Genomic DNA, 21,341 nt, shown 5'->3' with positions numbered 1-21,341 from the left:
CATCCCCTTCGATGTGCACACGCGCGAACGGATGGGGCGATGGATGCCGGGTGGCTCCCGGCGGCGCCGGGAGCCAGTGCCCGGTTCAGCAGGGTGACCAGCTTCCGCGGCCGGTCAGCTTGTCGTCACGGGACCAGCCGTAGATCCCGGTGGTGTCGTCGTGCAGGAACGTCCAGGTGTCGCCCTCACCCTCGCGGAAGCAGTAGAACGTGACAGAGTGCGAGGTGTCGCCGACACCCCGGATCGGGCAGCTCAGGTAGGGGCCGGAGCGGATGTTGATGCCGTTGAAGGCGAATCCGCCACTGGTGGCGTGGTTGCTCCAGCCTTCCTCGACGCACGCGGCGAACGCCGGAGGCGGCTCGCCCGCAGCGGCGGGGCCCGGGTGGACGACGGTCGCGGTCAAGACCGCGAGGACCAGTGCGAGGAGGATCCGTGGGATCCGGCCGTGGGGCGCAGAGCGGCGGGACAGACGGTAGTTCATCGAAACTCCTTGTTGTTGGATCGGAACGTGGGGTGGCGGAGATCAGGGCGGGCGCGCTCGTCACTGCGGCGGACACTGTCGGTCCGGCGCCCGACCGGGCGAGAGGATCCAGCTCATTGGCGGCCCGACGCCATCGCACCTCGTCGGAGGTGTCACGGGTGGGCGGTACTCAGCGGCTGGTGGACGGGTGTCCAGAAAGGTCACCCAAGGCTCTAGTTGTCAGGCTTGCCTTCGTTGCCGTGAAATAGATACCTGATGATGAGTACACAGCATGTTCACGCGCTGGGCCAGACCTCTTGCCGTGCAATGGAGGGGCAAGACCGACCTGGCCACGGGTGCGATTCAGCTGGGGGTGACTTCGATGGGCACGGAACTGTCGACCGGAGGCGAGGACACGCCGTCCGCGACTCTCGCGGAGCTCGTGCGGGCGTTGCGCGGGCACGCCGGTCTGACCCGGGGTGAACTGGCGACTCGGGCCGGGTTGAGTGTGCGCACCGTCGGATACCTGGAATCAGGACGCGTCGCCCGGCCGCAACAACGCTCCCTCGAGGCGATCGCGGCGGCCCTGGTCCTCGACCGCCGCCAACGCAACCAACTGTTGGCCGCCGGACGGCCATCCACCGTCGTTCCGGCCGTCGTCCTCGGCGACACGCCCTGGCAACCCGAACCCGCCGCCGACGGCGCTGATCCCGACGCGGCGGGCGGCGGCCCTGACGCGGTCACCCTGCACGCCCGACGGATCGGAATCCCGGACCGTCGCCTCATCGTCGGGCAGCTCGAACTGCGCTACTCCCCGACTCTCGCTGCGGCCTGGGCTCGGTTCGAGGGTTTTCAGTTTCTCGAGAACCTCGCCCGCCAGCACGCCGTCGAGGTCGACATCCAGATCGTGCGGGAGTCCGAGGTCGCCCCCCAAGGGTGCAGGGACGGGTACTTCTTCGACTACCACTGGAGCCCTATCCTGCTCGCCAACGGCACAGCCCTCTATGCCCGGGTCGCGCTGTATAGCGACGGCGAGCAGATCGCCACCGGGCGAACCCGCCACGCGAACCCGCCAGTGGGTCGCCGCCCCGTCCCGCAGGGAGTCGAACCGTCAGGGTCGGGCGGCGCCGGCCGTCTGGAGGCCGAAGGAAACACGCCCATCCCGCCAGTCGCCGCCGAACGCCCACCGTCCGGCGTGCTGGTCGGGTACGGGCGGGTCTCCATCCGAGAGCGAAACCTCGCCCGCCAGCGGGCCCGGCTCACGGAGGCCGGGTGCGCGAGGTGCTTCTTCGACGAGTTCCCCAGCCCGGACACCGACCGGCCGGAACTGGCCCGGACGTTCGAGCACGTCCGGCCAGGCGATGTCCTGGTCGTCGTCAGCCTCGACAGGCTCGGTCTCAACCTGGAGGATCTGATCCGGATCATCGGCCAACTCCAGGCGCGGCAGGTCGGATTCCGCTCCCTGCACGAGCGCCTGGACACCAACACGCCCGGCGGGATGTTCGTCTTCCACGTGTTCGCGGCCCTCGCGGAGTTCATCCGCACGATCATCGCCACTGACGGCCCAGCGGTGGGCCGCGGCCGGCCGCCGTCGTTCACCCCGGAGAAGGTGGCCTACGCCCTGCGCCTCCTCGCCGAGCCGGAGCACTCGATCGCGTCCATCGCAAGCCTGCTCGGCGTCAGTCGGGCGACCCTATACGCCCACCTGCCCGAACTGAGGGCGCGCCTGGACAGTGAAGCCGCGAATCCCGTCCGACCCGCCCGGGAAATCGAACCTTGAACGGCGGCCCGCGCTGACAGTCGGTGTGTGGTGCCGCCGCTCAGCGTCCGCCAGCCGCCTGCACCACGAAGAGCTCCAGCTGAATATTGTTCGGATCCCGGAACGCGATCACCGTGAACCCCGTCTTCGGACTGACCTGGATCCCGGAGTGCTCCACCCCGGCGTCGGTCAACCGCACGAGCCAGTCCTCCAGCTCCGCCAGTGTCGCGACCGCGAACGACAGGTGGTCCAGGCCGGGGCGGCGCTCGTTGAACTCCTCGTCGGCGTCCGGGTGCTTGTGCTTGGTCAGCCCGAGGATCACGCCGCTCGGGTGCCGGACGAGCCGCCGGTCGAAGCTGTCGGTGTCCCACGGGAACAGGGGCGCGAAGTCCAGCACCTCGGCGTACCACTTCGCGGAGCCTTCGAGGTCGTTCACGTTCAGCCCTACGTGGTGGATCCCGGAGAAGGTCGCTCCCGACACGTCTGACACCCTTCGTCGCGCGCGCCGCCCGACTGCGGCCGCTCCCCGGAATCTATCCCACCGACCGCGACCGCGGCCTCCGCGATCGTGCGCTGTGCTACTTGTCGATGTCGATGTGCATGTTGAACCGGACGTTGCCGATCCGGACGAAGAGGTTGCCCTGCCATTCGCGCTTGGCGAGCGTGGCCCCGACGCTGCCCTTGCCCAGGGCCGCCTTGTTCTGCGGGACGCCGGAGTCGAACGCCGTGAAGAACGCGACGGGGACCCCCTGCCGGGCCGGGGTGGCCGCCTGAGTCCACAGGGCCTGGAGGGCGGTGTAGTTGGCGCGGGTGAACACCACGCCGTAACCGAGGTTGACCGAACCGCCCGAGATGTACCGGTCGCGGCAGTGGGTGAGGATGTGCTGCACGTGCTGCCCGTTGAACGCCGCTGCGGCGTTGAGTGAGGTGCACAGGTTCGTGAACGCCGGGAGGGAGGCCACCTGGCGCGCGGTGCGGGCCGCGGCCTGCTGCACCTCCATCATGTCGGTGAGCAGGGTGCCCTGCGCGATCTCCACGCCCTCCTTCGGGTTGCACGCGATCCGCAGGGACGCCGCCCACTTCTCGGGCGTGGTCCACTGGGGGTTGAAGTCGATCGACTCGCAATAGTCGGTCAGCAGGTACTCGGCTTCGGCCTGACTGGCGGCGATCGTGGCCTTCTTCTTCGGCTGCACAGCGGTCTCCTTCGTCGGGGGATCCTGCCACAGTTCCACCACGGTGGAAGCTCACACAACGTGCCCGTCGGGTTGCGGACTAGGCGTCGGGGCGGGTAGCCGCGGCCGGCTAGCGTGCGGGCAATGACATTCCTACCCGATCTTGCGGAGCGGCTGGCCGATGTGGCGCGACGGGGACGTATCCCCGGCGCGGCGATCGCCGTGCGCCAGGGCGACATGCTCGCCGAGGCCGCCACCGGCATCCTCAACGTGTCCACCGGCGTGGAAGCGACCACCGACAGTCTGTTCCACGTCGGCTCCGTGACCAAGATGTACACGGCGCTGCTGGTGATGCAGCTCGTCGAGGAAGGCCTGGTCGACCTCGACGCGCCGGTCCGGCGCTACCTGCCGGACTTCCGTCTCGCCGACGAGCGGGCGGCCGCCGCGCTCACCACGCGGCATCTGCTCACGCACACCGGCGGCTTCGACGGGGACCTGTTCGAGGACACCGGCCGCGGCGACGACAGCATCGACCGGTACCTCGACGTTGTCGCGGGCGCGCGCCAGTGGGCCGCCCCTGGCGAGCTGTTCTCCTACTGCAACAGCGGATTCGTGGTTCTGGGCGCGCTCGTCGCGCGGCTGCGCACCGGCACGTGGGAGTCTGTCGTCCGCGAGCGGCTGCTCGACCCGATGTCCCTCGACCACACCACGCTGTACCCGGAGGAAGCGATCGTGTTCCGCGTCGCGGCGGGGCACTTCGAGGATCCACAGACCCAGGAGCTGAAGGTGGGCGAGCGGTGGGCCATGCACCGCGCCCTCGGGCCGGCTTTCTCGGTCGTCAGCGCCGCGCCGCGCGATGTGGCCAGGTTCGGTCAACTGTTCCTCGACGGCACCTCCATCATCTCGGCCATGACCGCGCAGGCGGTGCCCGCAGTCAACGGCACTCTGGTGCGCCAGTGGGGCCTCGGAGTCATGATCTACGACTTCGGCGGGCCGGCGGTGTGGGGTCACAGCGGCAACCATCGCGGCCAGTCCTGCTATCTGCGGATCGTGCCGGAGCACGATCTCGTCATCGCGGCCAGCGGCAACGTCGGCGGTGCCCTGCTGCTGTCCGACGACCTCGTGGACGGTCTGGTCACGGAGCTGACGGGCGCGCGCCCGCCGTCCCTGCCGGTCCCGCCACGGACGCCGTCGCATGTGGATGTCGCGCCCTTGGTCGGCTCCTACCAGGGCCAGAGGGAGACCTACCAGGTGGAGGCCACCGACGACGGCGTCTCCGTCACGGAGGTGCCGTCGGGCGAAGGCATCCGGGAGGGCGAAGTCGAGAGCACGGTCCGCTATGTGCACTACGACGGCGACATGTTCCTGACGGCCGAGCCCATGGGCGGCGACCACCCGACGATCACGTTCGTCGACGGTGGCCGTTTCCTCCACAACGGCCGCGCCCACCCCCGAGTCTCGTAGACGGTCACATCCTGTGGATCATGGGAGCTATCGTGGCGGCATGTCGGTCGAGCTGGTGTCACGCTTTCCTGTTGACGATGAGGCCCTCAGCGCGCTGCACGCGCGGGCTTTCGGCGGCGACGCTCAGCCGACCCCGTGGCGGGAGCGCCTGACCAGGCACGCTCTGAGTTGGGTGGGCGCCTTCGACGCTGGGCGGCTGGTGGGTTTCGTCCAGGTGTGTTGGGATGGCGGTGTCCACGCGTTTCTGCTGGACACCGCCGTGGATCCGATGTGGCAGCACCACGGAATCGGCCGGCGGCTCGTCGTGGCCGCGGCAGCCGACGCCGCAGCGGCCGGCTGTCGTTGGCTGCACGTCGACTTCGAGCCTGACCTGGGGGAGTTCTACCTGGACAGGTGCGGTTTCCAGCCGACTCGGGCGGGTCTGTTAGCCCTCGACGCCGCTTCCTCAGAATCCGGCTAAACCCCTTCGACGGGTGCCGGGTCGGCGGCCGCGACCAGGATCTCGCGCGGACCGGTGAACGGTGCCCGTCCGTGCGCGGTGCGGACGTTGTCGACGAGCAGCACGTCGCCGACCTGCCACCGAAGCCGCACGGTCACGGCGTCGTACGCGTCGAGGATGCTCTGCCATTCGTCGGCGGTGAGTTCCGTGCCGTCGCCGAGGGTCGTGGTGAACGGGATCCCGCCCGGCCCGAATGACGACAGCAGTACCTTGCGTTCGGCCTCGTCGACGCTCCACTGGCTGAAGAACGCCGCGTCGTTGAACCAGCACTCCGCGCCCGTCACGGGGTGGCGGACCACGGCCGGCCGGTGCTGGGTGGTGTGCAGCGAACCGTCGGCGCGCCATTCGGTGTCCATCCGCCGCGCTTCGCCGTACGCGGGGAGGCCGGTCGGGTCGGTGAGGCCGAAGGCGACGCCCCAGGGCAGGCCGAAGTACGGGCGGAAGTTGCGTTCCAGTGTCCAGCCGTGGGCGCGGAACCGGGCGAGCAGGTCCGCCGGGAGTTCGCGCAGTACCGCATGGGTGTCGCCGAGGAGTTGTTCGCCGCCGTCGGCGGGTGCGGTGGTGCAGGACATCAGCAGGACGCGGGGGGTCAGTACGGCGAAGGACTGTTCGTGGTGCAGGCACATCTCCCGGTCGCCGCCCCACTCGGGCGCGGACGTCACGCCGCCGCCCAGGTCGGTGGTCGGGGCGAACCGTTCCTGGCCGGTGGCCTCGGTGAGGCCGAGCGCGTCGCGGACCTCGGCCAACTGTCCCGCGGTGCGCACCGCCAGGCCGCGGACGAGCACCGCTCCGGTGCTGGTCAGGGCGTCGGTGAGGGTGGTCGCGTTCTCCCGGATCCAGGAGAGGTCGGCCGCGTCGTACGTCCGGATGGTGCCGGGTGCGGTCATGCCGAGGCCTCCTTGTCGACGACGGCGGCGAGTTCGCGCAGCACGGGGTGGCTCAGGAGTTGGGGGAGGGTGATCAGTCCGTCGAGTTCGGCCACCATCCGCAGCGCCGACAGCGAGGCGCCGCCGAGTTCGAAGAAGTGGTCGTCGCCGCCGATCCGCTCCGCCGGCATGCCCAGTGCCGCAGCCCAGGCCGCCGCGAGCCGGTGCTCGGTGGGGGTGCGCGGCGCGGTGCGCACGGCGGCCCCGGTCGGCAGGGCCTGGGCGCGGGCGATCAGGGTCTTCTTGTCGACCTTGCCGTTGGAGTTCAGCGGCAGCCGGTCGACCGCGACGAGTTGGGCGGGCACCGAGGCCGCCGGCAGGGCCGCGCGCAGGTGGACGCGCAGCTCGTCGTCGGTGAGGCCGTCGCCGGTCTCGTAGAACGCGACCAGGCTCTTTCCGGTACCGGGCATGGGCGTGATGACCACCGCCGCGGCGAGGACCCGGGGGTGTTCGAGGATCCGGGCCTCGACCTCGCCCAGTTCGATCCGGATCCCGTTGACCTTGACCTGCTCGTCGCGCCGGCCGTGGAACTCGACGGAGCCGGTGGGCAGCCAGCGGCCGAAGTCGCCGGTGCGGTAGATCCGCTGGCCGGGGCGGAACGGGTCGTCGCCGAACGCGTCAGCGGTGCGGGCCGGGTCGTTGACGTACCCGCGCCCGACGCACACCCCGGAGACGACGATCTCGCCCGGGGTGCCCAGGGGCACGAGGCGGTCGTCGGGGTCGAGGATGTAGACGACGACGTTGGTGACGGGGCGGCCGACCGGGGTGAGGTCCTCGGACGGTACCCCGGACATGATCTCGTGGTTGGTGTCGTCGGACGCCTCGGTGGCCCCGTAGGCGTTGACGAGCCGGATGTCGGGGAACTGGGCGAACCAGCGGGTGACGAGGGTCTTGTTGAGGGCCTCGCCGGTCGCGCTGATGTAACGCACGTCGCCGAGGTCGACCGGATCGCCGGAGTCCTCGGCGATCCGGAGCATGACGTCCAGGTAGGACGGCACGACCTGCACGACGGTCGCGCCGCCGCCGGACACCGTGGCGAGGAACCGGCGCACGTCGAGGATCTCGTCGCGGGTGGCGATCAGGGTGCTGCCGCCGGCCATCAGGGGCGCGATCAGCTGCCACAGCGAGATGTCGAACGTCTGCTGCGCCTTCTGTACCACCCGGCTGTGTTCGTCGATCTCGAAGTCGACGGTCTTGGCGACCAGGTGGTTGATCATGCCGTGGTGGGTGCACATGGCGCCCTTGGGCCGACCGGTCGACCCGGACGTGAAGTAGATGTACGCCAGCTGGTCGAGGCCCACGGCCACCGTCGGGTCGGTGACCGGGTGCCCGGCCGCGAGGAGGTCCGCGATCGGCAGGGCCACGACGCCCGGCTCGCGCAGTGCCTCGGCGAGCCCCGCGTAGTCCGGGGTGCCGTCGACGTCGGATTCGGTGAGCACGATCCGGCAGCCGCTCTGCTCGCGGACCGTGGTCACCCGGGGGGCCGGGTAGCCGGGCTCGGTCGGCAGGTACGCGCCGCCGGCCTTGAGGATGCCGATGATCGCCGCCAGCCAGTGCGGGGTGCGCTCGGTCGCGGTCATCACCACCTCCTCGGGCCGGAGGCCGTGGGCGAGCAGCGCGTGCGCGATCTGGTTGGCGGCGGCGTTCAGCCAGGCGTAGCTGTAGGTGACGCCGGAGTGCACGACCGCGACCCGGTCGGGGTGTTCGGCGGCGCGGCGGGCGAAGATCTCGTGGAACCGGTCGGCCGGCAGGTTCCGGACCTCGCCGCCGCGTTCGTGCAGCTGGTGGTGCCGCTCGGCCGCCGACAGCAGATCGGTGTCCTCGACCGGGGCGTCCGGGGCCGCGATCAGGGCCGCGAGCGCCGTCGTCAGGTAGCCGGCGATCCGGGCCGCGTGCTCGTCGTCGGCGACGCGCCTGTCGTGTCGGACGAGGAGCCGGTCGCCTTCGAGGTCGACGGTGAGCGCAGCGCCGGGCACGACCCCGAAACCGACATCGACGGGTACGGGGGTCCCGGCACCGGAGGCCACGGTGCCGGTCGCGGCACTGGGGTCGGCGGCGCCGGGCTCGACGGCCGTCGCACCGGGCCGCGCGGTGCCGGTCTGGGCGTGCAGTTGGGTGACCAGCTCGCGCCACGTGACCTCGCGGGTGGTGGCGGTGACGGTGGTGTCCCGGTACCCGATGACGATCTGGTTTTCGGAGGCCATGAGCCCGGTGACCCGGGCCAGGGCGGCCAGCCCCAGCACCGCGACGGGCACGCCGAACCCCTCGGTCGCCGCCGCCAGGCCGGCCGGCGGCGGCACCGCCACGGTCCCGGGCGGCGCGTCAGGGGTGCCGCTCCAGGACGGGAGCACGGTCATACCAGTTCCTTCTCTCGGACGGCGGCCGGCGCGGCGGCGCGGGCGGCGAGCACCTGCGCGCCGATCAGGTCGTCGGGCAGCGAGTCGGGCATCTCGATGTCGAGCCTGGCCAGCCGTCGGACCGTGAGGCCCAGCAGCGCGTTGACGGTCATCAGGATCCCGAACAGCACGAACGACAGCCCGATGCCGCGTCCGGGGCCGGTGCCCAGCACGCCGCCGAACACGGTCGCCAGCGAGCCGCCCGGAGCCATCATCGGCTCCAGGAGGCCCACGGCCGGGACCAGGACCAGGAATCCGATGGGCAGCGTCGACCAGGTCAGGGTCTGGTTGAGGGCCAGGACCCTGCCGTGGAAGCGCTGCGGCATCTTGACCTGGATCACCGTCACGTAGATGCCGTTGGCGATCGCGAGGAACAGTCCGGTGCCGAACGCGCCGGCCATGATCACGAACAGGTTGCCGCTCAGGCCGGTCAGGGCCACGAACAGGCCGGACGCGGCGATGACGAGCAGGTTGCCGACCATCCGCCGGGCCTTCGGGCCGCCCCAGATCGTCATGGCGAGGCTGCCGACGACGGCACCGAGGCCCTCGGCGAACGCCGCCTTGCCGACATCGGCGGTGCTGCCCGCGGCCAGTACCAGCGGGGGCACGAGCAGGACCGGGGCGGCGTAGAGCAGGTTGCTGAAGCCGTGCACCAGGATGGAGGCCCGGAAGCCCGGTGCGCCCCAGTAGATGCGCAGGCCGCCGAGGACCTGTTCGCCGAAGGTCTCCTTGCGGATCCGGCCCATCAGGTTCGGGAACTTCACCAGGGCCAGCACGCTGAGTGCGAACGCGTAGCTGACGACGTCGATGTAGAGGATGCCGCGCAGGCCGATCGCTGCGAGCAGTCCGGCGGCCATCAGTGGCACGAACAGCATCGCCGTGCCGTTGATCAGTTGGGCGACCCCGTTGGCGTGCCCGAGGAACCGCTTGGGCACCAGCTGCGGGATCGACGCGGAGAACGCGATCCGCTGGAACGTGCCGGCGAAGGACACGACGAGCACGACGGCGTACACGGCGACGACCGGTGGGTCGCCGCGCAGCAGCAGGATCGCGAAGAGGAGTTCGACGAGGCCGGCCGTGCAGCCGGCGGCCATCATCAGCTTGCGGCGGTCGTACCGGTCGGCGAGTGCTCCGGCGATCGGGGTGGCCAACAGGATCGGCAGCACCACGGTGACGCCGGAGATGCCGATGGTCAGCAGGGAACCGGTGGTGGCGTACAGCCACACCGGGATCGCCCACGCCGTCAGCAGGGAACCGGTGACCGACACCAGCTGGCCGAGGGACACCAGGGAGAACTTGCGCATCGTGGGCTCGGCCGGCGCGCCCAGGTCGGCGCTCTGACCGGCGCGGGCCACCCCGGACAGCCACCACCGCCGCTGCGGCGCCCCAGGCTCGGCTGTCGGCGGCTCGAGCTGCGCGGACTCCGCCGGCAGGTCCAGGTGCGTCCTGGTGATGATCTCCACGACGTCCTCGGCCCGGTACCGGAGGAAGAAGTGCCCGGCCTCGTCCAGCACCACCACGGCGACGGTGTCGGTGAGGAACCGCCACTCGCGGTAGCGCTCCTGGTAGTAGTCGGTGATCGGGTCGCGCTCGCCGACGACGGAGATGATCGGGGCCTTGAGCTTGACCGGGTCGGTGGCCATGAGCGCCGTGAAGTGCGCCTCCGCGTTCTTGCCGTCGCTGCGCATGTTGCTGATGATCCGGTCTGCCTGCACCGGGTCCAGCTCGTCCATGTCGACGCCCATGGACTTGAGCCAGTTGGTGTAGTTGCGGTTGCCCGCCAGGTCCTCCAGCCAGGTGTTGAACCGGGTGAGCAGGCCGGTGGGCTTGGCGAACGGGAACACGCCGCCGACGTAGACGGCCTCCACCTCGCGGCCGGCGGCCTCGATCAGGCGGGCCATCTCCACGATCAGCGCGCCGCCGACGCCGCAGTGGCCGTAGAGCACCAGCGGGCCGTGCACGCGTTCGAGGACCTCGTCGGCGCACCGGCGAGCCAGTTCGTCGAAGGGCAGCGAGTCCTCGTCGAGGCCCACGTCGTGGCCGGGGATCGCGACGGACAGCAGGGCGTGGCCGGCGGGCAGGGCGGTGGCGACGGTCTGGTAGACCACCGCCGACCCGCCGCCGTAGGGCACGCAGACGTAGGTGCGTTCCGGCTTCGGGTTGGGCTTGGTCAGCTCGTAGAGCAGCCGGCGCGGGCCGGAGTCGACCTCGCCGCTGAGCAGGGCGGCCAGGGCGCGGATCGTCGGGTTCTGGAACAGGTCCATCACGCCGACTCGCACACCGGTGTCCTGGGTGAGCGGCCGCAGCCGGGCCGCCACCTGTGTGAGCAGCAGCGAGTGCCCGCCGAGGGCGAAGAAGTCGTCGTCGATGCCGACCTGTTCGCGGTTGAGCACGTCGCACCAGATGCCGGCCACGGTGATCTCGACCTCGGTGCGCGGGGCGACGAACTCCTTGTCGGAGCTGGTCGACACCTCCGGCAGCGGCAGCCGGGCCCGGTCGAGCTTGCCGTTGGGGGACAGCGGCAGCTCCTCGAGGCGCACGAACGCCGACGGCACCATGTAGTCCGGCAGCCGCAGCAGCAGGTCGGCGCGCAGGGCCGCCGTGTCGGGTTCGGCGTCGGTGACCAGGTAGGCGACGATCCGCTTGTCGCCGGGGTTCACCTCGACGACGGCGACGGTCACGTCCCGCGTGTCGGGGCGCTCGCGGAGCACCATCTCGATCTCGCCGAGTTCGATCCGCAGGCCGCGCAGCTTCACCTGGCCGTCGGCCCGGCCGAGGAACTCGACCTGGCCGTCGGGACGCCACCGGGCGAGGTCGCCGGTCGCGTACAGCCGGGCGCCGGGCGCGCCGAACGGGTCGGGCACGAACCGCTCGGCGGTCAGGGCCGGCCTGCGGTGGTAGCCGCGCGCGACCTGGACCCCGCCGATGTGCAGCTGGCCGATCGCGCCGACCGGGACCTCGGCGAGGTGCTCGTCGAGGATGTGCACCCGGGTGTTGGCGATCGGGGCGCCGATCGGTACCCGGGACCGGCCTGCGAGCGCCTCGGGGGCGCAGTGCCAGGCGGTGACGTCGATGGCGGCCTCGGTGGGGCCGTACAGGTTGTGCAGGCTCACCCACGGCAGCACCTCGGTGCACCGCCGGGCGATCTCGACGGGCAGTTCCTCGCCGCTGCACACGATCCGGCGCAGGGTCGAGCACCGGGCGGCGGCCGCGGCCGGGTCCTCGGCGGTGTCGATGTCGGCGAGGAACGCGGTGAGCATCGACGGCACGAAGTGCACGGTGGACACCCCGTGCTCCCCGATGGCCTCGCGCAGGTACGCCGGGTCGCGGTGCCCGCCGGGCGCGGCCATGACGAGCCGCGCGCCGGTGATCAGGGGCCAGAAGAACTCCCACACCGACACGTCGAAGCCGGCCGGGGTCTTCTGCAGCACGGTGTCGTCGGCCCCGAGGCCGAACGCGGACTGCATCCAGTCGAGCCGGTTGATGACGCCCCGGTGGGCGTTGACGACGCCCTTGGGCCGGCCGGTCGAGCCGGAGGTGTAGATCAGGTACGCGGCCGTGTCGGTCGGCACCGTCACGTCGAGGGGGCCGTCGGGCGCCGCGGGATCCTCGTCGAGGCGCAGGTGCGTGACGTCCCCGCCGGCCAGCCGGGCGGCGAGCGCGTCACCGGCCAGCAGCAGCGAGCAGCCGGAGTCGGCGAGCATGTAGCGCAGCCGGTCGTCCGGGTACTCCGGGTCCAGCGGCAGGTACGCCGCCCCGGTCTTCAGGATGCCCAGCAGTCCGACGACGAGCCGTGCGCCGCGGTCCGCGCCGATGCCGACGAGGGTCTCGGGGCCGGCGCCGAGCGCGGCGAGCCGGTGCGCGAGCCGGTCGGCGGCCCGGTCGAGTTCGCCGTAGGTCAGGGAGCCGGCCGCGTCGGACACGGCCACCGCGTCGGGGGTGCGCCGGGCCTGCTCGGCGAACAGCGCCGGCAGGGAGGTGTCCGGCCGGGCCGCGACGTCCGTGGCGTTCCAGCCGCGCAGCAGGTCGCGTTCGGCCGGGTCGAGGAGTTCCAGGTCCGCGACGGGCGCTTCGGGCCGGGCGACGAGATCGGCGAGCAGGGTGACGAACGCGCCGGCCAGCCGGGCGACGGTGTCCGGCCCGAACAGTGCGGTGTTGTACACGAACCGGCACTGCAGGTCGCCGCCGTCGAGGGGGTAGGCGTGCAGTTCCAGGTCGAACCGGGTCGCCGGCAGCTCGACCGGCCGCCAGGACAGGTCGGGGGAGTCAGGCTCGGTGGGCGCGGAGTAGTTCTGCAGCACCAGCATGGCCTGGAACAGCGCCGACCGGCTGACGTCGCGCACCAGGTGCAGCTCGTTGATGACCTGCTCGAACGGCAGGTCCTGGTGGGCGAGCGCGTCGAGCACGCTGTCGCGGGTCCGGTCGAGCAGTTCGCCGACCGTCGGGTCGCCGCTGAGGTCCGCGCGCAGCGGCAGCATGTTGACGAACATGCCGACCACGTCGTCGAGGTCCGGGCGGGAGCGGCCGGCCACCGGGGAGCCGACGGCGAAGTCGTGCTGTCCGCTGTAGCGGCCGAGGAGGGTCTGGTAGCCGGCGAGCAGGCTCATGAACAGGGTCGCCCGGTGCGCCTGGCCCAGCTCGGTCAGCGCCGCGACCAGGGCGGCGTCGAGGCGGAAGTGGTGCGAGGCCCCGTCGTAGGACTGGGTCGGCGGGCGGGGCGCGTCGGTGGGCAGTTCCAGCGCCGGCACGGCAGCCAGGTGCTTCAGCCAGTAGTCGAGGTGCCGGCGGACACCCGGCCCGGACATCAGGTCGCGTTGCCAGGCCGCGAAGTCGCCGTAGCCCACCGGGGTGGGACGGGTGGTCGGGACGCCAGAGCGGATGCCCTCGTAGGTGCCCGACAGGTCCGCGAGGAGGGTGTCGTTGGACCAGCCGTCGGTGACGATGTGGTGCAGGTCGACCAGCAGCAGGTACCGTTCGCCCCCGGCGATCCGCCACACCGCCGCCCGGATCAGCGGGCCGGTGGCCAGGTCGAACGGGCGCAGCGCCGAGGCAGCCATCTCGCTCTCGGCGGTGGCGACGTCGGCGGCGTCGTGCACCGGCAGCGGCATGTCGGCGGGCGGGTCCACGACGACCGTCGGCCGGCCGTCGTCGGTCGCCGGGAACCGCATCCGCAGGCTCTCGTGCCGGCCGCGCACCTCGGTGAGGGCCGCGGCCAGGGCCTCAAGGTCCAGGTCCGCGCCGTAGCGCACCAGCAGCGGCGACCCGTACGCCGCCGTGCCGGGCGCGAACTGCTCCATGAACCAGACCCGCTCCTGCGCGTAGGACAGCGGCGGGGCGGTGCCCTCCGGCCGGCGCGGGATCGCGGACTCGGTCGGTGCTGCCCGGCGCCTCAGCCGGGCCTCCATCGCGGCCCGCTTCGGGTCCGCGACGCTCTCCACGGCGGTCATGGCGTCCCTTCGGCTTCGTTGTCGTCCATGTCCTGCAACAAGATGGCCTCCACCTGCGCGGCGACCCCGGCCACCGTGGTGTCGACGAAGAATGCCTGGATCGGCAGGTCGATCTCGATGGCGGCGCTGATCCGCGCGATCACCCGCAGCGCCAGCAGCGAGTGCCCGCCGAGGGTGAAGAAGTTGTCCAGCGCGCCGATCCGGGCCACGCCGAGGACCTCGGTCCACACTTCGGCGACGAGCTCCTCGGCGGCGGTGCGGGGGGCCACGAACTCATGTGCCTGCTCGTCGGCCGGCGTCTCGGCGACCGGGTCGGCCGGCCGGGCGACGGTGGCCAGTGTGGACAGTCGGGCCGTGGGGTCGGCGATCACGGCCGACATCAGGGTCACGTACCCGTCGGCGATCGCCTGGGCGTCGGCGGCGGTGAACACGTCCGTGCTGTACTCCACCCGGCCCAGGCCCTCGGAGATCTCCAGCAGCAGGTCGTCCTCCGCCGCGGCGGCCCGGCCGCTGAAGCCCAGGTCCAGGTAGTTGAACCCGAGCTGGTACACGGGCGGCACGCCCGGAGCGCGGTGGGCGCCGAGGACCTCGACCAGCTTCTGGAACGGCATGTCCTGGTAGTCCCAGGCGGTCAGCAGCCGGTCGCGGACCCGGCCGAGCAGCTCGGTGAACGTCGGGTCGCCGGACACGTCGACCCGGGACACCACCATGTTGACGAACATCCCGATCAGGGGCCGCACCTCGGGCGCGTCGCGGCCGGCGACCGGCACCCCGACGACGACGTCCGTCGCGCCGGACAGCTGGTGCACGAGGGCCGCGTAGCCGGCGAGCATCACCATGAACGGGGTGGCCCCGGCCGTGCGGGCCAGCGCCGGTACCCCCGTGATGATCTTCTCTCCGAGCGGGAACACGATGTCGTCGCCGGCGAAGGTCCGGTCGGCCGGGCGGGCCCGGCTGGCGGGCAGCCCGTGCACCATCGGCAGGTCCGCGAGTTCCGCGCGCCAGAAGGCCGTCAGTTCGGCGAGCCGGCCGCCCTCCATCCGGTCGCGCTGCCACACGGCGTGGTCGGCGTACTGGATCGGCAGGTCCGGCAGCACCGCCTCCCGACCGGCCACCATGGCGGCGCACACCTCGAACAGTTCGGTGCGCAGGTTCACCTCGGCGACGAAGTCGATGAGCGTGTGGTGCGCGACGAACAGCATCATCCAGTCGGTCTCGCCGCGCCGGATGAGCGTCGCCCGCCACAGTGGCGGGTCGACGAGGGACAGTTCGACGTTGGTCAGATCGGCGTACAGCTCCTCGATCCGGCCGGCCGGGTTGGGGTGCGACCGCAGGTCCAGCTCGGCGACGGGCAGGTCGACGTGCGGGTGCACGACCTGCATCAGCACCCCCTCGTCCACCCGGAACGAGGTGCGCATCGTCTCGTGTCGCTCGCAGACCAGGGCGATCGCGTCGCGGATCTGCTCGAACGACAGGGCGTAGGGCAGTGGGATCTTGTCCGTCACGTGGTACAGCGGCACGTCCTGGGCCATCTGGCTGGCGAACCAGACCCGCTCCTGGGCGTAGGAGGCCGGCACGACGAACACGTCGAGGTCCTGGGTGTGCGTCATCGCGCACCGTCCATCGCCAGCCGCACGCTGCGCGGCCGCATGTCGGTCCACACCGACTCGATCTCGGCCAGGCACTCCTCGCGGGTGCCGGCGAATCCGGTGGCGCGCCAGCCGGGCGGGAGTTCGCGGCCTTCGGCCCAGACGGAGTACTGCTCCTCGTCGTTCATGACGACCTGCATCACTGCCCCCTCGCGGTTGTTGTGGTGGTGGTGGTGTTCTGGCCGGCGCGCGGCCTGGGCAGGCGGGGGATGGTGGTCTCCGCCTCGGGGGCCGCAGCCTGGGGCACGTCGCGCAGGCCCTGGACGAGGACGGCCATGCCGGCGACGGTCGCCGTCTCGAACAGGCTGCGCATCGGCAGCTTGACCCCGACCGTCTTGCGGATCTGGGAGATCAGCTGCACCGCGACCAGGGAGTTGCCCCCGAGCTCGAAGAAGTCGTCGTCGGCGCCGACCGCGTCGGTTCCGAGCACCTCGCGCCACACCCCGGCCAGGGTGGTCTCCAGTTCGGTGCGCGGGGCGACGTACCCCTCGCGGTGGGTGGCCTCGCCGACGACGGGGTCCAGGTCGCCGGCGACGGTCTGCTGGGTGACGCTGGCGACGCCCGCGAAGACCTGGGCCAACGGCTGGGCGGTGACGACGACCTGGCGGCCGAGGTCGCACGCGAGCAGCCTGCGGAACGCCTCCGCGCCGTCGGCCCGGCTGATCCCGGTCTCCGTGGACGCCGCGGCCTCGGGGCGGGCCCCGCCGGTGTGCGCGCCCTGCCGCACGGTGTCGGTCATCGCCGCCGTGTCGATCCGGCGGAGCACGAAGTCGCTGATCGCGACGAGTTCGCGGCCGGTCTCGTCGTACAGCGACAGGTCCGCGGAGATGATCTCGGCACTGGTGCCGGGCCGTTGCCGCAGGTGGCTGTAGATCCGGGCCGGCAGCGCGGCGCGGACCAGCAGCCGGCCGTAGCCCATCGGCAGGTACTGGCCCTCGCCGGTGACACCGAACGCCGTCGCCTCGTCGAGCAGGGCCGGCTGCAGGACCCACCGGCCCAGGTCGGCGGCGGCGTCGCCGGACAGCTCCAGCACGGCGAACTGCTCGTCCTGGCCGACCTCGACCCGGCGCAGGCTGCGCCAGTGCGCGCCGAACGTGAGCAGCCCGGAGCCGGAGGCGTCGCCGCCGGGTGCGATGTCGTGCGCGGCGAGCTGGCACCGCGACCGGATCGCCGCCAGGTCCACAGTGGGGGCGGGACCCGCGTCGGCCCAGCCGGCGGTGCCGCGCACGTGGGCCTCGGTCGCGCCGGCGCTCACGCTGCTGACCTGGAAGTCCAGGCCGTCGTCGCTGTCGGCGAAGCCGACGTGCACCTCGGCACCGCTGCCGTCGGCGACCGCCATCGGCCGGACGAACACGACGTCGCGCAACTCCACGGACTGACCGGGCCCACCCGGGCTGACGGCGGCGAAGGCCGCCCGGACGTTCTCCAGGTGCCCCGTGCCGGGCATGACGGGTACGCCGGAGATCCGGTGCTCGTCGAGCACCCAGTGCGTGTCGGGCGCGACCACGCCGCTGCACCACGCCACCTCCCCGTCCTCGGGGGCGTGCCGGGTGGTGATCACCGGGTGGTCCACCGGGGTGACCCGGTCGCCGCGCTGCATCGCGCGGAACCCGGCCGGCGCGGCCACCTCAGCGGCCATGCCGACCTCGAGCCAGCCGCCCCAGTTCAGCGCGGTGACCGGGGCGTTCCAGCCGTGCGCGCCCCGGGCGTAGGAGTCCAGGAAGCTGTTGGCCGCGCAGTAGTCGACCTGGCCGAAGCCGCCGGTCACCGAGGTCACGGAGGAGAACAGCGCCACGAAGTCCAGGGCCAGATCGCCGAACGCCCGGTGCAGGGCGAGCGTGCCCCGCACCTTGGGGTCGAGGACCGCCTCGGCCGCCGCCCGTTCCTTCACCTCTGCCATGCCGCCGCCGGGCACGCCGGCCGCGTGCACGATCCCGTCGAGCCGCCCGTACGCCGCCAGGGTCTGATCGCGCACCCGCCGCAGGTCGGCCGGGTCGGTCACGTCCGCGTCGAGGACCAGTACCTCCGCGCCGGCCTGCCGCATCCGGCGGATCGCGGCGATCGCGCGGCCGGACCGGTCGGCGGTGCCGTGGATGGCCAGGTGCCGGTCCCACTCCTCCTCCGCGGGCAGCGGCGAGCGGGCCAGCAGGACGAGCCGGGCCCGGACCCGCTGGGCCAGGTCCTCGGCCAGGGTGATGCCGAGTCCGCCGAGGCCGCCGGTGATCAGGTAGACGCCGGCCTCGCGCAGTCCGCCCTCGGCGGCCGGCACCGTGACCTGCTCGTACTCCTGCGTCCAGCGGCGGCCGGCGCGCAGGGCGACCGGGCCGGCGGGTACGCGGCACAGCTCGGCCACCAGGTCGCCGGTGCGGCCGGCGTCGGCGACGTCGAGATGGCGAACCGTCACTGCCGGGTACTCCAGCGGCACCACCTTGGCGATCCCGGCCACGGTCGCGTGCTCCGGGCGGGTGGCGTCCCCGCCGGTCACGTCCTGGGTGCCGCGGGTGACCACGTCCACGTGCACGGCCAGCTGCGCGCCGGCCACGGCCTGCACGAGGCGGAGCAGGCTGAAGAAGCCCAGGTCCTGGGCCTGCCAGGCGAGCTGCGGGTCCCCGGCGGCCGTCTGACCGGACAGCGCCCAGGCGTGCACCACCCGCGACGGCCACCCGCCGGTGGCGGCGAGGTCGGCGACGAGGAGGTCGTAGTCGCCGGCCTCGGCGGGCCGGACGGTGTACCCGTCGGTGGTGCTGGCGAACGCGGGCCCGGGGCGCACCAGCACGACCTCGGTCCCCGCGGCGCGCAGTCCGTCGGCGAGGTCGGAGTCGTCGCCGAACACCAGGGCCCGGTCGGGGGCGGCACCCGGCGCCGTGGGCGGCTGCTGCCGCCACACCGGGACCGTGAACCACTGCTCGACCGGGCGCGGACCCGACGGCGCGGCGGCCGCGGCGGTGAAGTCGGCGACGGTCGGCTCGATCCAGTACCGCTTGCGCTCGTACGGGTACGGCACCAGCGGCACCCGGCAACCGGTGTCCCCGAACGCGTCGAGGGCCACCCCGCACGCCCACAGCTGACCGGCCGTCGCGTACAGCGTGTCCAGGTCGCTCTTCGGTTCGCCCGGGGCCGGCAGGCTCGCCAGCGGTGCGACCCCGCCCTTCGGCGTGTGCATCCGGGCGAGTCCGGCCAGCTGCCGGCCCGGCCCGCACTCCACGAGTAGCCAGTCCCCGTCGGCGAGCAGCCGGGTCACGCAGTCGCCGAACCGCACGGCCTCGCGCAGGTGCCGGGCCCAGTAGGACGGGTCCGTCGCGTCCGCCGGGCTGATCCAGTCCCCGGTGAGGTTGGACAGGAACGCCGCCTGCGGCACGCGCCGTTCCACCCCGGCCACCAGCTCGTGGAACTCGCCGAGGATCGGCGCCATCATGGGCGAGTGGAAGGCGTGCGAGGTGCGCAGAGCCTTGCTGCCCACCCCGTCGGCGCCGAGTGCCGCTGCGAATTCCTCGACCAGCGGGGTCGGGCCGGCCACGACGCAGGCCCCCGGCCCGTTGACCGTGGCGATCGACAGCCCCTCGGGCAGGCGCGCGGCCAGCTCGGCCTCGTCCAGGCGGACCGCCAGCATCGCACCGGCCGGCATGGACTGCATCAGTCGGCCCCGCGCGGCGACCAGGCGCAGCGCGTCGGCGAGGTGGAACACGCCGGCGAGGGTCGCGGCCACGTACTCGCCGATCGAGTGGCCGATCATGCCGGCCGGGGTGACGCCCCACGACGCCCACAGCTTCGCCAGCGAGTACTCGACGACGAACAGCGCGGGCTGGGTCACCTCGGTCTCGTTGAGCCGCGCGGCGTCCCCGTCACCGGACAGCAGCAGGTCGCGCAGCTCGCGGCCCAGGTCCCCGCCGAGGATGTGCAGGCATTCGTCCACGGAGGCGCGGAACACGGGCTCGGTGCTGTAGAGCTGCGCGCCCATCCCCACGTGCTGCGAGCCCTGGCCGGAGAAGAGGAACGCCACCCGGTGCGCCTGGGCTGGCCCGGTCGCGGTCAGCCGGCGCTTGCGGTCCCCGAGCGCCGCGGCGGCCTCGGCGGTCGAACCGGCGGTCACGGCCAGCCGGTGCGGCAGATCGCGCCGGCCCACCCGCAGCGTGTACGCCACATCGGCCAGGTCCAGGTCCGGGTGGGCGCCGAGGTGCTCGGCGAGCCGCTCGGTCAGCGCCGTCAACGCCGTCGGGGTCCGGGCGGAGATCCGCACCAGTTGCGTCGGGCGCGCGTCGCCGGCGCGGGGCCCGGCGGCCGGGGCCTGCTCCAGCACGGCGTGCGCGTTGGTGCCGCCGATGCCGAACGAGCTGACCCCGGCGCGGCGCGGGAAGCCTTCGGGCTGCCAGCGGGCGAGCGCGGCGTTCACGTAGAACGGGCTGTTCTCCAGGGCGAGCTTCGGGTTGGGCCGCTCGAAGTGCAGGTTCGCGGGGATCAGCCCGTGTTCGATGGCCAGCACGGTCTTGATCACGCCGGCGATCCCGGCGACGGGGCCGAGGTGCCCGATGTTGGTCTTCACCGAGCCCAGGCCGCACCAGCCGAGGTCGTCGGTGTCCTGGCCGAACACGCTCGACAGGGCGCTGACCTCGATCGGGTCGCCCAGGGCCGTGGCCGTGCCGTGCGCCTCGACGTAGGTGATCGTGCGCGGGTCCACCCCGGCGACGCCCAGGGCCTGCGCGACGACGATCGCCTGGCCCTCCATGCTGGGGGCGGAGAAGCTCACCTTGTGCGCGCCGTCGTTGTTGACGGCGCTGCCCCGCACGACCGCCCGGATGTGGTCGCCGTCGGCGAGGGCGTCCGACAGCCGCTTGAGGAGCACCGCGCCGCCGCCGCTGCCCCACAGGGTGCCGGTGGCCGAGGCGTCGAACGTGCGGGTCCGGCCGTCGGCGGCGAGGATGCCGCCCTCGTGGTAGTGGAAGCCCAGCCCGTGCGGGAGTTCGATCGACGCGCCACCGGTCAGTGCCATGTCGCACTCGCCGTTGCGCAGCGCCTCGCACGCGATGTGGAACGCGACCAGTGTGGTCGAGCACGCCGAGTGCATGGTCAGGCTCGGGCCGCGCAGGCCGAGGTTGTGCGATGCGTGGGTGGCGAGGTAGTCCGGGTGCGTGCCGGTCAGGATCGACAGGTTGCCGGCGGCGTCCATGACTGCCGGGTTGCGGCGGATGTTGCGCCACTGGTACTCGTCGGCGCCGACCCCGCCGTACACGCCGATCTCGCCGTCGTAGCGGGCCGGGTCGTAGCCGGCGTCCTCCAGGGTGGTGTGCGCCAGCTCCAGGAACAGCCGGTGCTGCGGGTCGCGCAGCTCGGCCTCGCGCCGGGAGATCCCGAACAGCTGCGCGTCGAAGTTCTCCATGTCGTCGAGGACGAGCGACGTGCGCACGTACCCGGGATCGTCGAGGTCCTCCTCGGACACGCCGAGGGCCCGCTGCTCCTCGACGGTGAAGTCGCGGACCGCGTCGACGCCCTCCACGAGATTGCGCCAGAACTGCGCCAGCGAGCCGGCACCGGGCAGGCGGCAGGCCATGCCGATGACGGCGATGGGTTCCAC

Annotated in this window: 12 protein-coding genes; 3 read left to right on the top strand and 9 right to left on the bottom strand. The window is 72.3% G+C overall.

Annotation, left to right across the window (positions count from 1 at the left end):
* Positions 1–85: 85 nt before the first annotated feature.
* Positions 86–481, bottom strand: coding sequence for a hypothetical protein (locus tag IW245_RS14325; RefSeq protein WP_197003667.1), 396 nt, complete (start codon positions 479–481; stop codon positions 86–88).
* 361 nt (positions 482–842) lie between these two features.
* On the opposite strand from IW245_RS14325, the gene IW245_RS14320 reads away from it, so the two are divergent.
* On the top strand, positions 843–2,240 hold the full coding sequence (locus tag IW245_RS14320) for a recombinase family protein (protein ID WP_197003666.1): 1,398 nt from the start codon (positions 843–845) through the stop codon (positions 2,238–2,240).
* Positions 2,241–2,280: 40 nt separating this feature from the next.
* Here the strand turns inward: IW245_RS14320 and IW245_RS14315 are convergent, their stop codons facing one another.
* Together IW245_RS14315 and IW245_RS14310 are read right to left on the bottom strand one after the other, a co-directional pair.
* A complete protein-coding gene (locus IW245_RS14315; RefSeq protein WP_197003665.1) occupies positions 2,281–2,700 on the bottom strand; it encodes a VOC family protein in 420 nt (139 codons plus the stop codon).
* Between the two features lie 97 nt (positions 2,701–2,797).
* Positions 2,798–3,412 (bottom strand): hypothetical protein, encoded by a 615-nt coding sequence (locus tag IW245_RS14310; RefSeq protein WP_197003664.1) that lies wholly within the window; start codon positions 3,410–3,412, stop codon positions 2,798–2,800.
* Positions 3,413–3,535: 123 nt separating this feature from the next.
* On the opposite strand from IW245_RS14310, the gene IW245_RS14305 reads away from it, so the two are divergent.
* Both IW245_RS14305 and IW245_RS14300 read left to right on the top strand, forming a co-directional pair.
* On the top strand, positions 3,536–4,855 hold the full coding sequence (locus IW245_RS14305; RefSeq protein WP_197003663.1) for a serine hydrolase domain-containing protein: 1,320 nt from the start codon (positions 3,536–3,538) through the stop codon (positions 4,853–4,855).
* A 40-nt stretch (positions 4,856–4,895) separates the two neighbouring features.
* A complete protein-coding gene (locus IW245_RS14300) occupies positions 4,896–5,315 on the top strand; it encodes a GNAT family N-acetyltransferase (protein WP_197003662.1) in 420 nt (139 codons plus the stop codon).
* On the opposite strand, the gene IW245_RS14295 is transcribed toward IW245_RS14300, so the two are convergent.
* Genes IW245_RS14295 through IW245_RS14270 form a run of 6 tightly spaced genes read right to left on the bottom strand, consistent with a single transcriptional unit; the run spans position 5,312 to position 21,341 of the window.
* Entirely contained in the window at positions 5,312–6,241 is a 930-nt protein-coding gene (locus IW245_RS14295) for a TauD/TfdA family dioxygenase (RefSeq protein WP_197003661.1), read from the bottom strand. The two genes, IW245_RS14300 and IW245_RS14295, sit on opposite strands and share 4 nt — an antisense overlap.
* Positions 6,238–8,637, bottom strand: a complete 2,400-nt coding sequence (locus IW245_RS14290; protein WP_197003660.1) for a non-ribosomal peptide synthetase — start codon at positions 8,635–8,637, stop codon at positions 6,238–6,240. Before IW245_RS14290 ends, IW245_RS14295 begins: the two co-directional genes overlap by 4 nt.
* Entirely contained in the window at positions 8,634–14,123 is a 5,490-nt protein-coding gene (locus IW245_RS14285; RefSeq protein WP_197003659.1) for a non-ribosomal peptide synthetase/MFS transporter, read from the bottom strand. Before IW245_RS14285 ends, IW245_RS14290 begins: the two co-directional genes overlap by 4 nt.
* Positions 14,120–15,733 (bottom strand): condensation domain-containing protein, encoded by a 1,614-nt coding sequence (locus IW245_RS14280; protein ID WP_197003658.1) that lies wholly within the window; start codon positions 15,731–15,733, stop codon positions 14,120–14,122. Before IW245_RS14280 ends, IW245_RS14285 begins: the two co-directional genes overlap by 4 nt.
* Entirely contained in the window at positions 15,730–15,912 is a 183-nt protein-coding gene (locus IW245_RS14275; RefSeq protein ID WP_197003657.1) for an MbtH family protein, read from the bottom strand. Before IW245_RS14275 ends, IW245_RS14280 begins: the two co-directional genes overlap by 4 nt.
* A complete protein-coding gene (locus IW245_RS14270; protein WP_233473011.1) occupies positions 15,912–21,341 on the bottom strand; it encodes a type I polyketide synthase in 5,430 nt (1,809 codons plus the stop codon). Before IW245_RS14270 ends, IW245_RS14275 begins: the two co-directional genes overlap by 1 nt.

The sequence above is a fragment of the Longispora fulva genome, assembly GCF_015751905.1.
Lineage (GTDB): Bacteria > Actinomycetota > Actinomycetes > Mycobacteriales > Micromonosporaceae > Longispora > Longispora fulva.
This window is presented reverse-complemented; position numbering and strand designations above follow the sequence as displayed.

What these genes read in the sequence shown, in the direction of transcription:
- IW245_RS14325 (WP_197003667.1), bottom strand. Translation starts at nt 481, where the DNA reads ATGAACTACCGTCTGTCCCGCCGCTCTGCGCCCCACGGCCGGATCCCA.
- IW245_RS14320 (WP_197003666.1), top strand. Translation starts at nt 843, where the DNA reads ATGGGCACGGAACTGTCGACCGGAGGCGAGGACACGCCGTCCGCGACT.
- IW245_RS14305 (WP_197003663.1), top strand. Translation starts at nt 3,536, where the DNA reads ATGACATTCCTACCCGATCTTGCGGAGCGGCTGGCCGATGTGGCGCGA.
- IW245_RS14300 (WP_197003662.1), top strand. Translation starts at nt 4,896, where the DNA reads ATGTCGGTCGAGCTGGTGTCACGCTTTCCTGTTGACGATGAGGCCCTC.
- IW245_RS14295 (WP_197003661.1), bottom strand. Translation starts at nt 6,241, where the DNA reads ATGACCGCACCCGGCACCATCCGGACGTACGACGCGGCCGACCTCTCC.
- IW245_RS14290 (WP_197003660.1), bottom strand. Translation starts at nt 8,637, where the DNA reads ATGACCGTGCTCCCGTCCTGGAGCGGCACCCCTGACGCGCCGCCCGGG.
- IW245_RS14285 (WP_197003659.1), bottom strand. Translation starts at nt 14,123, where the DNA reads ATGACCGCCGTGGAGAGCGTCGCGGACCCGAAGCGGGCCGCGATGGAG.
- IW245_RS14280 (WP_197003658.1), bottom strand. Translation starts at nt 15,733, where the DNA reads ATGACGCACACCCAGGACCTCGACGTGTTCGTCGTGCCGGCCTCCTAC.
- IW245_RS14275 (WP_197003657.1), bottom strand. Translation starts at nt 15,912, where the DNA reads ATGCAGGTCGTCATGAACGACGAGGAGCAGTACTCCGTCTGGGCCGAA.